Annotated in this window: 20 protein-coding genes; 15 read left to right on the top strand and 5 right to left on the bottom strand. The window is 68.6% G+C overall.

Features of this window, described 5'->3' with window-relative positions; all coding sequences use genetic code 11:
* The first annotated feature begins 199 nt into the window (after window positions 1-199).
* The 7 genes from ACZ6DT_RS06035 to ACZ6DT_RS06005 all read left to right on the top strand — a co-directional run bounded on the left by ACZ6DT_RS06035 (window position 200) and on the right by ACZ6DT_RS06005 (window position 2,849).
* The gene (locus ACZ6DT_RS06035; RefSeq protein ID WP_465589385.1) at window positions 200-325 is read left to right on the top strand and encodes a hypothetical protein; all 126 of its coding nucleotides are present in this window, start codon (window positions 200-202) and stop codon (window positions 323-325) included.
* Between the two features lie 20 nt (window positions 326-345).
* Window positions 346-675: a head-tail adaptor protein gene (locus ACZ6DT_RS06030; RefSeq protein ID WP_465589382.1), complete on the top strand. Its 330-nt coding sequence runs from the start codon at window positions 346-348 to the stop codon at window positions 673-675.
* A gap of 4 nt (window positions 676-679) precedes the next feature.
* Window positions 680-991 carry a hypothetical protein gene (locus ACZ6DT_RS06025; RefSeq protein WP_465589379.1) on the top strand — a complete coding sequence of 104 codons (312 nt, stop codon included), beginning with the start codon at window positions 680-682 and terminating at the stop codon, window positions 989-991.
* Window positions 988-1,410, top strand: coding sequence for a hypothetical protein (locus ACZ6DT_RS06020; protein ID WP_465589376.1), 423 nt, complete (start codon window positions 988-990; stop codon window positions 1,408-1,410). Before ACZ6DT_RS06025 ends, ACZ6DT_RS06020 begins: the two co-directional genes overlap by 4 nt.
* Window positions 1,411-1,422: 12 nt before the next feature.
* The gene (locus ACZ6DT_RS06015; protein WP_465589373.1) at window positions 1,423-2,073 is read left to right on the top strand and encodes a phage tail tube protein; all 651 of its coding nucleotides are present in this window, start codon (window positions 1,423-1,425) and stop codon (window positions 2,071-2,073) included.
* A gap of 81 nt (window positions 2,074-2,154) precedes the next feature.
* Entirely contained in the window at window positions 2,155-2,433 is a 279-nt protein-coding gene (locus ACZ6DT_RS06010; RefSeq protein WP_465589372.1) for a hypothetical protein, read from the top strand.
* A gap of 182 nt (window positions 2,434-2,615) precedes the next feature.
* Window positions 2,616-2,849: a hypothetical protein gene (locus tag ACZ6DT_RS06005; RefSeq protein ID WP_465589370.1), complete on the top strand. Its 234-nt coding sequence runs from the start codon at window positions 2,616-2,618 to the stop codon at window positions 2,847-2,849.
* Window positions 2,850-2,897: 48 nt separating this feature from the next.
* Here ACZ6DT_RS06005 and ACZ6DT_RS06000 read toward each other — a convergent pair whose 3' ends face one another.
* From ACZ6DT_RS06000 to ACZ6DT_RS05985, 4 genes are read right to left on the bottom strand one after another with little or no spacing between them, the layout of a single operon-like run.
* A complete protein-coding gene (locus ACZ6DT_RS06000; protein ID WP_465589367.1) occupies window positions 2,898-3,230 on the bottom strand; it encodes a hypothetical protein in 333 nt (110 codons plus the stop codon).
* Between the two features lie 7 nt (window positions 3,231-3,237).
* A complete protein-coding gene (locus tag ACZ6DT_RS05995) occupies window positions 3,238-4,443 on the bottom strand; it encodes a putative T7SS-secreted protein (protein ID WP_465589364.1) in 1,206 nt (401 codons plus the stop codon).
* Window positions 4,443-4,787 carry a hypothetical protein gene (locus tag ACZ6DT_RS05990; protein WP_465589361.1) on the bottom strand — a complete coding sequence of 115 codons (345 nt, stop codon included), beginning with the start codon at window positions 4,785-4,787 and terminating at the stop codon, window positions 4,443-4,445. Before ACZ6DT_RS05990 ends, ACZ6DT_RS05995 begins: the two co-directional genes overlap by 1 nt.
* A 34-nt stretch (window positions 4,788-4,821) precedes the next feature.
* A complete protein-coding gene (locus ACZ6DT_RS05985) occupies window positions 4,822-5,223 on the bottom strand; it encodes an SseB family protein (protein WP_465589358.1) in 402 nt (133 codons plus the stop codon).
* Window positions 5,224-5,303: 80 nt separating this feature from the next.
* Here ACZ6DT_RS05985 and ACZ6DT_RS05980 point away from each other — a divergent pair, with 80 nt between their 5' ends.
* Genes ACZ6DT_RS05980 through ACZ6DT_RS05945 form a run of 8 tightly spaced genes read left to right on the top strand, consistent with a single transcriptional unit; the run spans window position 5,304 to window position 13,251 of the window.
* Window positions 5,304-8,222, top strand: coding sequence for a hypothetical protein (locus ACZ6DT_RS05980; RefSeq protein ID WP_465589355.1), 2,919 nt, complete (start codon window positions 5,304-5,306; stop codon window positions 8,220-8,222).
* A 23-nt stretch (window positions 8,223-8,245) separates the two neighbouring features.
* Window positions 8,246-9,088, top strand: a complete 843-nt coding sequence (locus tag ACZ6DT_RS05975) for a hypothetical protein (RefSeq protein WP_465589352.1) — start codon at window positions 8,246-8,248, stop codon at window positions 9,086-9,088.
* Window positions 9,089-9,091: 3 nt separating this feature from the next.
* Complete coding sequence (locus tag ACZ6DT_RS05970) at window positions 9,092-11,353, top strand: hypothetical protein (protein WP_465589349.1); 2,262 nt, start codon at window positions 9,092-9,094, stop codon at window positions 11,351-11,353.
* A gap of 15 nt (window positions 11,354-11,368) precedes the next feature.
* On the top strand, window positions 11,369-11,686 hold the full coding sequence (locus tag ACZ6DT_RS05965) for a hypothetical protein (RefSeq protein WP_465589346.1): 318 nt from the start codon (window positions 11,369-11,371) through the stop codon (window positions 11,684-11,686).
* A 17-nt stretch (window positions 11,687-11,703) separates the two neighbouring features.
* Window positions 11,704-12,648, top strand: a complete 945-nt coding sequence (locus tag ACZ6DT_RS05960; RefSeq protein ID WP_465590523.1) for a LysM peptidoglycan-binding domain-containing protein — start codon at window positions 11,704-11,706, stop codon at window positions 12,646-12,648.
* Complete coding sequence (locus ACZ6DT_RS05955; protein ID WP_158005398.1) at window positions 12,630-12,773, top strand: hypothetical protein; 144 nt, start codon at window positions 12,630-12,632, stop codon at window positions 12,771-12,773. The genes ACZ6DT_RS05960 and ACZ6DT_RS05955 overlap by 19 nt, the downstream gene beginning before the upstream one ends.
* Before the next feature lie 6 nt (window positions 12,774-12,779).
* Window positions 12,780-13,073, top strand: a complete 294-nt coding sequence (locus ACZ6DT_RS05950) for a hypothetical protein (protein WP_465589343.1) — start codon at window positions 12,780-12,782, stop codon at window positions 13,071-13,073.
* A complete protein-coding gene (locus ACZ6DT_RS05945; protein WP_465589340.1) occupies window positions 13,066-13,251 on the top strand; it encodes a hypothetical protein in 186 nt (61 codons plus the stop codon). Before ACZ6DT_RS05950 ends, ACZ6DT_RS05945 begins: the two co-directional genes overlap by 8 nt.
* Window positions 13,252-13,306: 55 nt before the next feature.
* Here the strand turns inward: ACZ6DT_RS05945 and ACZ6DT_RS05940 are convergent, their stop codons facing one another.
* The gene (locus ACZ6DT_RS05940) at window positions 13,307-15,025 is read right to left on the bottom strand and encodes a recombinase family protein (RefSeq protein WP_465589337.1); all 1,719 of its coding nucleotides are present in this window, start codon (window positions 15,023-15,025) and stop codon (window positions 13,307-13,309) included.
* Between the last annotated feature and the right edge of the window lie 183 nt (window positions 15,026-15,208).

Below are 15,208 nucleotides of genomic sequence, written 5' to 3'. Positions count from 1 at the left end.
CGTACCACCCTACACGGAATCCACTCTCCTTGGAAAGAAGGAGGCACCCCGAATTGTTCTCTGAACGACCGTGCTGTCGCGGTTCAGACAGCCGCCCCCCCCCTCCCCCCCCCCGCCACCGGACACCGCGCCCGGTGTCATCTGCACGGCCGTTCTCCGGGCGCTGGCCTCGCCACCTGATGGCAACGCCTCCGAGACGGTGGGCGGGCATTCCCGGACCGCCGCGCACGCCGGAGGCGGGCTCTACTTCACCGACGACGAACTAGATCTGCTGCGCCCGCCGGTGCCCGCACCGCGTGCGGCGTTCACCATCTGGACCGTCTAGCAAGCTGGGCGGTAAACGTCGTGCAACTGCCTCACCGCTTGATCGTCGTCACCCCGGTTCCAGTGCCGGACGAGTACGAGAACCCGGTTCCGCGACTCACCTACGGCCCGGACGCGCCCCGGCGGACTGTAGCCGGATTTATGCAGCCGGGCGGCTCGACCGAACTGGCCGCGCCCGGCCGTCAGGCGGTGGTCACCAGCTGGCGAGCGTTCACCGCCGCACCGGTCACCACGCGGGAACGGATCGAATGGGACGGGCGGACGTTCGAGGTGTCCGGAGAACCGGCGCGGTGGTCACCGCGGTTCGGCTACGTCCACTACGAACTCACCCTGACCCACGTGGAGGGCTGAACAGATGGCCCTGGAACGCATCACGATCGACTACGCCGCCGTCGCGGAACTCCTGCACTCCGCCGAGTTCGAGCAAGAGACCCGGGCCGTTGCTGAGAAGGTCGGCGAGACCGCCCGCACGTCCGGGCACGTGGTGACCTCGGGCGAGCCACTGCCGATCGAGGTCTACTCCGACCCTGACACCGACCGTGTGGGCTGGTCGGTCGCCATCCGCCACCCCGCAGGACTCGGGATGGAAGCACGCTACGGGCTGCTCAAACGCGCGGCGGAAACCGCGGGCCTGTCGGTCGAGAGTGAACAGGACGACGGCACGTGACGGGTCCTGTACCGGTACCGGTCGACGTCGCCGGGCTGGTCGTGCGGCGCCTGCGCGGTCCGCTCGCCGGCCAGGGCCTCGCGGTCGCCGACCGGGTCCAGGTCTCGACCGAGACCGGCACGAGCCCGGACGGCGGACCGCCATCGCTGCCGTGGCTGCTCGTCGCCGAGGACGGCCACACCTGGACCTGGCCCGCCGTGCAACGTGCCGTCATCCGGCTGACCGCCTGGCACCACAGCCCGCACACCTCAAAAGCCCTCGCCGCGCTCGCGCTCGGCCTGCTCTGCACACCCGCACCAGCGGGCCTGATCATCCGATCCGAACCAATCGCCGCGCCACTCGCGGGAATCGATCCACACACGGCCGCACCGCTGGCCACCTGCACCGCCGCAGTCTTCGCGCGCACCCCCACCATCTGAGGTTCCCTATACATGGCAATGAATTCCGCGCTCGTCCGCGTCCCCGGTACCGGTGAGGTGTCACTCGCACCAGCGGACACCCCCGAACCCGCCGACCCCATCGCACCTCTCGCCGCCCCGTGGGTCGGCCTCGGGCTGTCCACCCCGGACGGCACCACCCTGGCCCGCAAAGTCGAAAAAGAAGGCACCGAGCACTGGCAGCAACTCACCCCCGCCCGCTACATCTACAAGTCCCAGGAACTCACCGTGGCCTCGGTGTTCCAGGAAACCAAGGGCGAAGTGCTCAGCGCGTACTTCGGTGGCATGAAGTTCGCCGCCGTCGGCACCGGAACCCCCAAGGTCTACCGGGCCGAAATCAGCTCCATCCCCAAAGGCGACGTCCGCGCGCTCTGCGTCGACTGGATCGACAACATCTCCGACACCGAGAGCTATCACCACCGCCTGTACCTGCCGCGCGCCGAGGTGTCCGAGACCGAGGATGCTCAGTGGGGCCGCGCCCAGGAAGCGCGCTGGGGCATGAAGTTCTCCGCCCTGGCGCCGCCGAAGGGAAAGACCTACATCGCCGTGTGGCTCACCGACGATCCCGCTGTGCTGTTCGGGGCACCTGCGGTCACCACTGGAGCGCTCGACGTGATCACCGAGGACCAGCCGCACGTGAAGTGACGCTAAGCCAGCTCGGCTAGTCAGCGCCCACACCGCAACGACAGTTCCGAACACACTCACTGAAGGAGCACACACCACCTGATGGCGACTCGACAGCGCGCGGAAGCAACCGGCAAGCCCGCCTCGCCCAGCACAGACCTGGCCGTGACCTGGCGCGGCAAACGGTTCACCCTGCCCAGCCCGGACCGGTTCCCGCTCGAAGCCCTCGAAGCCGAGGAAGACGGCAAGCACCTGACCGCGCTGAAACTCATCCTCGGACCCGACCAGTACACCAAGTGGCGCGGACTGGCCACCACAGCCGCAGACGCCGAAGACTTCTCGGCCGTCGTCATGAAGGAGCTGGGGCGGGGAAACCCCTAACGGTCGCCCTACTCCTAGCCGATGAGGCGACCGCCGAAGCCCTCGAAACAGACCTGCTGCGGTACGGGGTCGATCTTCTCGACCTCTACCGCGGGCTCCTGTCCTACCGGCGGGTATGTGCGCTGGTTACGCACCTGCCCGACGATGCGGCGGTCTGGCGAGTGCACGACCCGCACGGCGCGATGACCCGCGCTGAACTCGTGCTCGCCACGATCGAACGACGGGTCACGGCGTTGTGGGCGACCGTGGCCGTGGCGCTAGGTCAGGACGTCACCGATGACCAGCTCTCCAGCCCGCTGGACACCTGGAGGCCGCCTGCGCGCGGCGTGCGCACTAAGCCGACAACCGCGCCCGGCCCCGATGGCGCGGAGCTGAAGCCGCTGCGCGAAATCGCCCAGTGGATGCGCGGCACCTGACCCCAATGCCGTCGGCGATACCGGGTTGGCCGCGCCGACGGTGCTCGACTATTCCGGGATGTGCAGCCATCCGAATTCACCGGGGTCGGGAATGTCGCCGCGTTTTTCGACGTCTTCGCGGATTCGCTGAATCCACTCGCTGGCCGTTCCCTTCCATGCCTCGAAACCGGGGTCCTGCTGCGTGAGGTCGCCAACGCATACGTTCCGGGCGAACAGGTCTTTGAACATTCGTTCGGCAACTTCGGTGATCTGTTGCAAGCTTGCCCCGGCGCCCAAAAGATTGCTTGCCGAAACAAAGATGTAGTTAATGGGAACCCAGTCGCCTTGAGCGTACTCGGTAAAGTAGTCGAGTTCTTCCTGGTACTTCTCGTCTGCATTCATCAGTAGCTCACTTTATGTGGAATCGTTTCATGTCAACGCCTGATACGCCGTTGATGTCGATGGTGGCGCCCCCTGAGCCGCTGTATGTCCGGTAGACGACCTGCTGCTTAGGATCAGTGCTGATCTCCCAGAATTCCACCGTTCCTTTCGGTGTTTCATAGACCTTCGTTGGTGCACCGAGGTTGTCGTGGAAGTGCTGTCGGACTTGGTTGAGCTGCGCCTCATCGATGAGGCGTACCCCTTTGCTGTCCTCCACGCCGAGCAGGTTGCCACGGTCGTCCGTGATGCCCTGCTGGACCCTCTCAACCCGGGCTTCGGGTGTGCTGGCAGGGGTGCCGGGGCGATGTTCGGGCGGCGTGTCTGTGTCGTGGTGTTTCCTGCCGACCAAGTCTTTGAGGAGTTTTCCTGACCCGAGGCCGAGGAGCAGGCCGCCGGTGATCTTGCCGAGGGCGCGGTCGCCGTGGCCGTTGGCCCAGTCGTCCCAGGCGGTGATGGCTTTGAAGGTTTCGACGGGGTGCATGACGTTGTGCGCCATCGCTGCCACTGTTCCGCCTGGGTCGGAGATCGCGCCCCAGAGTGCTTCACCGGCGCCGGAGATCGAGTCCCAGATACCGCCGTAGAAGTTGGCGTCCGCTTGCTTGCGCGAGTCTTGGGGTGCGAGGGCGGACTCGACCCGCAGGGCTGCCGTGCACCGGTCGCCTGCCTCGGCCAGTTGCTGGCGCGCCCGGTTCAGAATCTCGCGAGCCGCCTGCCGTAGGGCTTCGCCGGGGTCGGTGAACGCCGGCGGTTGGACGACGGTGGGGTCTCCGCGCTCGGCGTTGGCCCGTGTGCGTGTCTGCGCGTCGGCCACCGCGTGGTCGTGTGCCTGTTTGGCCTGCTGGGTCGCGGTCTCGCCTTGCTGCCATTGGGCGATCGCTTCGGCGGCCTGGCCCTGTGCCCACGCCAAGGTGTCGGCGTAGGCGGTCAGGGCTTGTGCGGCGTTATCGAGCGAGTCGTCTGCTTGCAGCCAGCGCGGGACTTCCGTCTGGTGGTCTTCGTGGAATCGGTCTGAAGCCGGGCCACGCCATCCGCCGGTATCGATCCGCTTCAACGCATCGCCGACCGCGCCCGCTGAGCGCGCCCGTGCCCCGAGGACTCGGGCGTTCTCATAGACCGCTGGCGGGTCGCCGGGGATCAGTGCTTTCGGGTCGGTTGTCTGGCCCAGTTCCGCCATCAGCGGCCACCGATCCGGGGTGCCGCGCCCGGTGTGATCGCGTCGATGCCCGGATCGGTCTTCAAGGCGCCGACGTTGTCGTGCTCGACCGCGCGATATGCCTGGGCGGCCTTGTCGAGCAGGGCGCCGAGGTCGCTCGCGCGGTCGGACAGTGCGTCGATCCCGACGCTCCAGCTACCGCAGAATTCGGCCAGCGCGGCGTGCACACCGTCGTGGCCGTACAGCGGCGGCTCGCCGCACAGGCCGCGCAGCTCGAAACTCTCCTGGTCGTGCACGATCTGGCTCATGCTCGTTGAGGCGCCTTCCAGTACCTCGATCTCGACGTGAAAACCTGGACCATCCATCGTGGAGCCCCCTCCATTTCCAGCCTCGGCGTCGCTATCCGGTGATATCGAGTCGCGGAGGCCGTTTCCCTGCTTGCGCCCATGTCCTCGCGACGACGTCCGGGGGCGCCATGCGCGACAGGATGGGGAACCGATGCTCGTCATCGGGATCCACCATCAGACCGATGCCCGGCGGGACGAGTTCCAGCAGATCAGCTCCGGTGGTGGACAGGTAGTCACACTCCCCGGAGTGGCGGGCCAGGCGCTCCAGCGTGGAGAACACCACCATCCACCGGCCGCGCTCGCCCAGATCGGTCACCCACAGTCCAGGCTGCTCGGGCCGCTGCACATACACCACGGCACCCGCGAAGACGTCTGTCAGGTCACCCGGCCCCCGCGTGCCTCTCCGCACGTCCTGTGCGACGACCGCCAGCCTCGCCTCCACCTCCCGAGTCACGGCGACCAGTGTACATACGGCGACGGAACGTAACGGTCGATCTGACGAGCTTCTGACCTTCGTCCGGGTGGTGAACGCCCGTGACCTCGGTTGCTCACGCCTATCTCAAGATCATGCCGTCCCTCCAGGGCCTCGGGCGGCACCTGCGCGATCAGGTCCGTGAGGCCGAAGGGCAGGCCCCCAAGGTCAGCCTGTCGGCCGAGGTGAAAACCGCGCTCCTGCGCGAGCAGCTGCGCGCCGCAGCCCGGGAAGGCGATCAGACCGCGATCCGGCTACTGGCCGAGCTGGAGGCCGAACCGGCCGAAACCCGGTTCGCCGCGCTGAAACGGCGCCTCGACGAGCAGAACATCACGCTCAAGGTCGTCTTGGACAAGTCGGTCGGCGCGAGTATCCGCGGCCTGTCGGACGTGGATTCGCGGATGCGGTCGGCGACCGGTGCGATAGCGCTGCACTCGGGCGCGGTCGGCCTGGCCACGTTGAAGTACGGGGCGATGGCGGCGGGTGCCGGGCAGGCCGTGACCGCGTTGGGTGGCCTCGGGTCGGTCGCGGCCACGGCGTCGGGGTCGCTGCTGGCGGTTCCGGCGGCCGGTCTCGCGGCCGTGGCGATCCTGCAGACGCTGAAGCTCGGTGTGTCCGGCTTCTCCGATGCGCTCAAGCAGGAGGATCCGAAGAAGTACGCCGAGGCAATCAAGGACTTTCCGCCCGCGATGGCGGCGGCCGCGAACGCGGTCCGCGCGCTGCGCCCGGAATTCCTCGGGCTGCGGCAAGAGGTCCAGCAACGGCTGTTCACCGGCCTGGCCTCGGAAATCACCGCCCTGTCGGGCACGTATCTGCCGTTGCTGCGGAACGGGTTGGGCGGGATCTCCGAGGGCCTGAACGCCGGCGCGCTGGGCTTCGCCGCGTTCGCCCGCGAAGGCCGCACGATCTCCGACGTCGGCTCGATCCTGGGCAACACGTCGGCGACCATGCACGAGCTCTCACGGGCGGTGCAGCCGTTCCTGCAAGGGCTGCGCGATATCGCCGCCGTGGGCGCGGAGTTCCTGCCCGGCTTCGGCTCCGGCCTCGCCGACGGTGCGCAGAAGTTCGCCGACTTCATCGCGGCGGCACGCGAGTCCGGGCAGCTCCGCGACTGGCTCTCGGCCGGTTTGTCGGCTGTGGGTGACCTGGTCACGGTTCTGAAGAACTTGGGGCAGGTCGTGTTCGCGGTGTTCTCCGCCGCCAGTACTGGCGGCGGAGGGCTGCTGACGGTCCTGGTCGACGTCACCGGGCAGATGGCCGAGTTCGTGCGCTCCGCCGAGGGCGCGCGGGCCTTGGGCCAGATCTTCGACGGCTTGCACGCGGTCACCACGGGTTTGATGCCGGTTCTCGTCGCGCTCGGTCAGGCCATCGTCACGTCGATCGCCCCGGCGATTGCGCAGCTGGGGCCGATGATCGGGGCGGCGTTCGCCGCACTGGCCCCCGCGATCGCGCCGCTGGGCCAGGTCCTCGCCGCCTTGGCTCCCGTGCTGGGCACGGCGGCCCAGGCGTTGGCGGCGGTCCTGGTTCCGGCGGCTGCCGCGCTGGCCCCGATCGTCGGCGCGCTGGCCCCGGCCGTCGCGGAGCTGGTGGGGCAGCTCGGCGGAGCGCTCGGCGCGGCGGTCACCGAGCTGACTCCCGCCCTGGTGGAACTCGCGCGGACGCTCGCCCCGCTGATCACGCAGTTCGGCGGGCTCCTGGTGCAGGCGCTACGGCTCGCGGCCCCGGCGCTCGGGCAGCTGCTGACCGCGCTGTCGCCGATCATCGGGCAACTCGGTGGCGCGCTGCTGCAAGCCCTCTCGGCCGTCCTGCCGGTGCTGTCCGCGCTGGGCGGAGTGTTCACCTCCGTGCTGCTGGCCGCGCTGAACGCGGTCATGCCGGTGCTTCCCGTTGTGGTGCAAGCAATCCAGCAACTCGCCGGTGTCGTATCGACCGCGCTGGCTGCGGCCACGCCGGTGCTGTCGGAGGTCGGCGGGCTGCTCGGCGAGATCGCCGGACAGATTCTCGCGGCGCTGCTGCCGGTGATCCCGCCGCTGGCGGAAGCGTTCCTCGGGATCGTGACCGCGCTGCTGCCGATCCTGCCGCCGCTGCTGCAACTCGTGTCCGGGCTGCTGCCGCCGCTGCTCGATTTGGTGACGTCGCTGCTGCCGGTGATCGTGCAGGCCGCCGGTCTGTTCACCCAGCTCGCCGTCGCGCTGACCCCGCTGATCGAGCAGATCAGCCAGCTTCTGATGCCGATCATCCTGGAGCTATTCGGCCTGGTGAAGGGCAAGTTCTCCGCGATCGTGGAGATCATCTCCGGTGCGCTGAAAGTGATCTCCGGCGTCATCTCCGTGGTGACGGGCCTGATCTCGGGCAACTGGGATCAGGCGTGGACCGGCGTGCAGAACATCGTCTCTGGCGCCTGGCGAATGATGACCGGAATCGTTCAGCACAGCATCGGTGGCGTGCTCGATCTCGTCGCCAGCATTCCCGGCCGCATCCTCGGCGCGCTCGGCAACGTCGGATCCCTGCTGTGGGAGGCCGGACGGAACGTGATCCGCGGTCTGGTCGACGGCCTCACCTCCGGGTTCGGCTGGGTGAAAGACCGGCTCGGCGAACTCACCAACTGGATCACCTCGTGGAAGGGACCACCCGCACGGGACCGGGTCCTCCTTACCGCGAACGGCCGTTTGATCATGCGCGGTCTGCTGAGCGGGCTGGAAGACGGCGAACCCCAGATCCGGGACTACCTGACCGGCCTCACCAACACCCTGCACGTGGACACATCACCCGTCCTCGGCGCCGCACCAGCGCCGAACGGCCACACGTCCGTACCGGTCCGGCCGGTGTTCCCGGGGACGTCCGCACTGGATGCCGCGTCGATCTCGGCCGCCGTGACGGCGGGGGTGCTGCTCGCGCTGGACGGCGCCCGGTTGCGGGTCGACGGCGACGGAACCGCCCGGCTCGTGAACGCGGTGAACACGGCCAACGCACGCCGCTGACCAAGCGCTGGGGGGTGAGCCGCATGGTTGATCCGGTGTTCTGGCTCGGGCCGCTCGGCGGGCTCCAGGCCCTGCCGTCGCCGTCGCTGGGCGGCCCGCCGGAGATGGTTCCGGTCCGTTTCGGCGGGCTGCACCGCTCTCTGACCGGGCGCCCCACCCTGGACCGGCTTGGGATGCGGCGCACGTGGACGCTGTCGTGGCCCTATCTCGACACGGAGCTACGGGGCTGGTTGTCGTTGCTGCACAACGGTTTTGTTCCCGGACCGTTGTGGCTGCTCGATCCGGCCGAGCCGAACAGGTTGCCGGTTCAGGTGGCCACGGCCGGCGCGGTGGAGCACGCCGCGGACGGTATCGCGACCGCTGTCGGGGGTGTGGTGTGGCGGCAGGCGCCGCTGGTGCCGCCCGGTACGCCGGTCACGGTCGGGTCGTCGGCGCTGCTGTGGGTCGTCCCGAGCGGCGGCGGTTCACTGTCGGCCGTCGCCCCCACTCCGGTGCTCCCGGCGGAGACGGTGACGTTCACCGCCAGCGTGGCCGCCACGATGCCGGTGTCACTCGCCGCGTTCGTCCTCGACAGCGCGGGCGGAGTCCGCACCACCGTGCAGGGAACCGCATCCGTACCCGGCTCCGACGGCGCCCGCATGTCGCTGACCATCCCGGCGACCGATGGCGCGGCGGCGGTTCGGCCCGCGCTGGCGCGGGAGCTCCCCGGGACGGTGACGACGTCGGCCTGGTCGATCACGACCGGCACAGCCGTGCCGCCCTGGACTGCCGGAGGCGGCGCGGCCGTCGTGCTTCTGGACTCCCTGCCCTGGACCTATCCGCTTCCGGGCTCGTTCTCCACCACCCTCACCCTTCAGGAGGTCTAGCCGTTGCAGACACCTGCCGATCCGGCCGCCGCCCAGGCGATGGCCGACGCCGTCACCGCGCCCGAGCGCGCACCGCGCGCCCGGCTGCTGGTGGGCTGGGACCACGGGTTCAACCACCCGCTGGCCAACCTGTCCACTGTGGCCGAAGAGATCGTCATCGACCGCCAGATCACCGGTGACCTGCCCGAAGAATGCACCCTCATCGAGGGCTACACCACCGCCACCCTGACCACCACACTCGCCGGACAGCGCCCCGGCGACCCCCGCGATATCGCCCAGATGCTCAGCCCCTACCGGCCGGACTCAACCCTGACCGAACAACAGCTCGTCGATGCCGACGTCACCTGCGATATCGGGCTTCTCACCAGTAGCGGCCGTGAGCTGCCGCGCCAGTTCACCGGCTCCACCCGGACGCTCACCTTGTCCGCAGCGGACCGGACCGTGTCCCTCTCCGCGCTTGACCCCGCGGAGAAGCTGCGCGCCTCGATCACGCTGCCTCCCGTCGCACAGGACGAGGAACAGGCGTACAACACCGGCGAGTGGCCGTATCAGCAACGAATCAACACACAGTGGGTTATCGACTATGTGTTGCGGCGCAACGGAATCTACGCATCCCCTCCACCACGACCCGGATGCCTATTCTCGATGACCTGCCACGGCGGACTCATCGCCGACGTCGCCACCCAAACCAACATCGGAGTAGGGCAGGCATACGCCGCAGGAGTTCCGCCGTTCATTCCCGGCCCGTTCGGAATGCTGGCCGCGAACGCCATACCCGCCATGGCCTCGAACACCTCGGCTCTGGCAACCGGGCAGTTCCTGCCCGGCGCGGCCAACACCGGATACCTGTTCGAGTTCTGGTGCCAGGCAGGAGCGTCCAACACCTTCGCACCACAACGGGACGGCACAATCCTGCAAATCGGCTCCTACGTCGCCACGATCGCCGGTGCGACCTACCAGGTCGGTGTCAGCCCAACCGGGCAACTGTGGGCGAAAATCTACTCTGGCTCCACTGTCGTCGCTACTCTCAACGGCCCGCAACTGACCGGGCCAGCGGCGTGGCACCGGGTCGGCCTGTGGATCCGGTACCGGCCGGACGCGAAGCAGGTCGACACGCGCTGGTTGCTTGACGGCACGGCGGGCGCGGGCGCCACGGCCGCCGTCACGATCAACTCCTTCACTGCCACCGAGTTCGCGTCCGTCTCGGCAAAAGCCCCCGTGCCGGTGGCGTGCATGCAGATCAGCCGCGCGGACCAGGCACCCACCGACTGGACCGCCTCCTGGACTCCGCAGGCGGAGATCGACGTTGGCCTGAACTGGATGACCGGCCTGCCCGATGTCGTTGCCGCTGACTCGTTCGACGTGCTCAAGCAGGCCGTCGGCGCGGAGTTCGGGGTGATCACCTTCACCGAGGACGGCCGGTTCCGGTTCCTCAACCGGGACACCGTCCGGTCCCTGGCCAGCCGTCCACCGGTCGCGACTCTGACCGCCGCCCGCGAGCTCAAAGCGCTGTCGCTGTCGACGTCGCTGGACTCGGTCCGCAACGAGATCACCATGTCGGTCACGCCCCGGCTGCAACACCGACTGTGGGCCAACGTCTACGAAACCGCCACCGTCGACGAACTCGCCACGCCCACCGGCACCAGCACTCGGGTGATCACCCTGCAAAAACGGTGTCCCGTCTCCACACAGACCTTCTCGACTATGGAGGAGAGCGCATACCGGAACGCGGCCTACGCCTACAACTCCGCGTGCCGCGCCTACCGCGCCGACACCGGCGCCGAGATCACCAGCGGTCTGACCATCACCGGCACAGCCATCGGTGACGACCGGATCCGGATCACCTTCGTCAACAACAGCGGCGGCCCGCTCCGCTACGGACTCCGCGACGGAACCCCGGCGTTCCGGCTCGTCGACTACCCGATCATCAACGGCCGCACCCAGATCCACCGCGTCGCCGATGACGCCTCGATCGCCCGCTACGGACGTCGGTCTCTTGCCGTGCCGGACAACCCGTTCCGGCAAACCCTGGACTCCGCGCAGGCCATCGCGGCGTCCCTGCTGGCCGACCTCGCCCGGCCCACCACCGTCCTGAAAGACATCACCGTCACCGGCGACCCGCGCGGGCAACTACTCGACCCGGTCACCATCGCCGACCCGTCCGGGCTCGGCGGCCCCATCCCGGCCGTCGTCATCGGCCACCGCCGCACCCTCAACACCAGCAACGGACTCACCGACCAGCTCACGCTACGAGTCCGCCGCTGAACCCTGGAGCCGCCCGTGACGCCTGACTGGCTCACCGCGCTGGCCGCGATCCTCGGCCCCGCCACCGGTGCCCTCACCGGACTGCTCGCGGCCCGCCGCGCTATCCGCACCGCCCGTACCTCAGCCGATCACCAGGCGCTGGCCGAACTGCACGCCGGGTATCAGGCGCTGCTGAAAGACCGCGCCACCCACACCCGCGACGTCCTGGCCGAACTCACGGCCGTGAAAACCGAACTGTCCGCCGTGCGCCAGGAGAACGCGCGGCTGCTGCTCGAAGTCGGCGCCCTGCGCGCCCAGATGAACCGCCCACCCGAAGGACCAGCAACCCCTTGACCGACTACGGCATCGATGTGTCGCACTGGAATCCAGTCAATGACTGGAACGCTGTGCGAGGCAACGGAATCAGCTTCTGTTCGTTCAAACTCACCGAAGGCACCGGCTACACCGACCGCACCAGCGGCCCGCGCGTCCCGGCCGCCCGCCTCGCCGGCGTCGTCCCCGGCGGCTACCACTTCGCCCGGCCCGGCGCCCCGGAGGCGCAGGCCGATCACTTCGCCTCTCATCTGCGCCTGAACAACCTGCACACCAGCGGGTCTCTGGCGCCGATGCTCGACATGGAAGCCGCCGAGCTGCGCGGCGCCGCCAACGACTTCGTTCCGCGGTTCATCGCGCGCCTGCGTGCCGCGACCGGCGTCGGCAAGGTTCTGGTGTACGCGAACCTGGACTGGTTCACCCGAGTCCTGGACCCCGCACGGTGGGCCGATGACGGCGTGCTGCTGTGGATCGCCCGCTACAACGGCAACCCCGGAAACCCCGGCTGGACCCACCCGAAACTCGCGCTGCACCAGCACACCCAGACCGGAACCGTTCCCGGCATCAGCGGCCACGTCGACCGCAACGCCACCATCGGACAGTTCACGCTGTCCGACCTCGTCACCGGCGGCAGCGGCCCGGCGCCGCAGCCGGTTCCGCCGACACCGACACCACCGGCCGACACCGAGGTCTACACCGTCCGCTCCGGCGACACCCTCTCCGGCATCGCCGCGAGATTCGGCACCACCGTCGCCGCGCTCGCGGCACTCAACGGGATCTCCGACCCGAACCGCATCTACGCCGGACAGCAGATCCGAATCCGCGGCGGTACGGCAGGCGGGCAGCGATACCAGGTCCGGTCCGGCGACACCCTCTCCGGCATCGCCGCGAAGTTCGGCACCAGCGTCTCCGCTCTCGCCGCGCGGAACAACATCTCGAACCCGAACCGCATCTACGCGGGCCAGTGGCTGACGATCCCGTGACCGGCAACGGCGGCTGGCTGCTCCTGCTCGTCCTGTTCGTCTGGCTGGCCTGGAAAACCGCCCGCGCGTTCGTCCGCGCCTACGACTACCTCGATTCCCTCCCGCCCCGCAAACCCAAGGAGTAAACACACGTGTCTCGCTACCCCCTGCGCATCGCCGGATCCATCGTCGGCGCGCTCACCGCGATCGTGTCCGGCCTCGTCGGCTCCGGACTGATCACCACCGACCAGGGAAACGCCACCACCGGAGTCATCACCGGCCTAGTAACCCTGCTGGCCGCGTTCGGCGTCGTCATCTCCACCGAAAGGAAGGTCACCCCGCTGGCAGACCCCCGCACCCGCCAGGGGTCACCGCTAGTGCCCGCTGAGACCGCCGGAGACACCCGCTACCGGGCCGCCGAGGGCAGGGAGACCGGCCGTGCCTGACACCCGCTCCGGCACGGCGATCACCGATCCGGCCTCCGTGCTCACCCCCGCCGTTCTCCAAGCCGCCCGAGATGCGGCGGCCACCGCCCCTCCGTTCACCACGGCTCAACGTGACCGGCTCTCCTGCATCTTCGGCCCCAGCGTGCGCCGGGTCCACCTGGGCAAGATGGTTGGCTGACGGCACGTGGCCCCGGCACCCACCCTTGGGTGCCGGGGCCACGCACCACCCCGTCTTAGCTGACCTCGGCCAGCACTTCGTCGTCGAACGAGTCGTCCACTCCCGGTATGGCTGCCGGGGCACCCAGCCAGGTCAGCATGATGTCGTCCGGGTTGAACGGTGCGCGCCCGCCCTTGGTGGGCAGCAGGCGGGGAGTGACCACCGCCCGCAGCACCTCCCGCTGTTGCGACAGCGACAGCCCCGCCCACACCGTCCTGGCGTCCGCGCCGAGCAGGTCCGCGACCACCGGCGACACCCCAATCTGGCGCACCCGTTCCTCGGCCGCCTCAATCTGCGGCACCAGCTTCGCCTCGATCCGCGACAGCCGTTCCGGCCCGATCCCGCCGCTGGCGGCCGCGTCGGTGAACCCGTCCAGCCGGGCGCGCAGTTCCCGCGCGGTCGCCACGGCCTTCGTCAGCTCGTCGGCCTGGTCCTCGTAGCGGAACAGCTCCCGCGCGTCCTCGGACTCCAGCCGGGTCAGCACCGCCTCCACCACATAGGCGTCCGTGCGTTCCATGTCCCGCGTCAGATGCCCCGACGGGCAGCGGTAGCCGGGTCGCGCCCGGTGCAGCGGGGTGGATCGGGTCGGGGTCTCGCAGATCCCGCACAACAGGATCCCGGTCTGCAAGTACTTGACCCGCGTTCCGTCGCGCACCGAGCTGCGGCTCGGATCGCCCAGGCGGGCCACGATCAGCGCGCGTTTGCGATCGCTGATGATCGGCTGCCAGACGCCCTTGCCGATGATCTGTTTGCGGAACACCCGCAACCCGGCGATCACGGGGCTGAGCGCGATATTGCGGACCTTGGACACATTCCACTCCCCAGGCAGCGGGTGATCCCACTGTTCCCGGTTCATCTGCTGTGCGACCTGCGACGGCGTGTCCTTCCGTGCCCGCACCAGCGCCTCATACGCCGCTTCCTGCTGCTCGGCAGACAGCGAGTCGATGAGCTTCGCCCAGCCGTGCTCGTCCTTCGACAGGTGCTGGAGCTTCTTCACGTGATCTGCCCGCCACACATGACCGCGAGCGCACGGCACACCCGCCTCGATCAGCTCCCGCGCCAGCACCGACGCGTTCGGTTCCTCGATCAACCGATCCACGATCGCCTCCGCGATCGGCGCCGTCTCCGGATCAACCTCGCGGTGCGCCTCGCCTGTGCGCTGGTCATAGACGATCCGGTAGCCGTAGCCCAGCGGACCGGCCCACAGCCCTTCCATTGCGCGGGCCTCGACACCCCGGCGGGTCCGCTTGCGGATCTTCTCCGACTCCCGCTCCGCGTCGACGGCGTCCTCGGCGGTGTCGATCCGGTCGTCCGGATCGTTCATGTCATAGATACGGTCGTCGTAAGCCCAGTAACCCCCGACCTTCTCCAGAATGTCGCGCAGCTTGGCGAACACCGACAGGTTCCGCTGAGCCCGGGAGTTCTCCCACGTCCACAGCGTGTTCGCCTGCCCGGTCGACAACAGCCGCAACGCCTCGTTGTAGTCCTGGCGCTCCTCGGTCGCATACCGCGACCCCGACAGGTTGTTGTCCACCAGGACCGCGACCACGGCGATGCCGTGTTGGGAGCAGAACTTGCGGCCCGTCGCGATCTGCGAGGCCACCGAGACCTTCCGACCCTTGACCGCGTTCGACGCCCTGGCGTAAATGACCGCGCGCAGCTGCGGATACTCCCCAGAGTCGATGACCTCTGACAGGCGGCGACCCGATAGACGGCGGGTCAAAGCTTTCGTCATGAACAAACTCCCAGCAAGCTCGCTGGGCGGCGGTCGCCATTGGACCCCATGTTGTGCACGCCGAGTCTAGCCGACACAGCACGCGACACCAGGGCAGGGACATGATCAGTGGCGGAGTGCTGGACCCGCGTTTCCGCAGGTCCAGCACCCTTTCCAGCTTGGGTTCCAGTCATAAGTTTGGGA

Source organism: Amycolatopsis sp. NPDC041971 (assembly GCF_055588925.1).
This window is presented reverse-complemented; position numbering and strand designations above follow the sequence as displayed.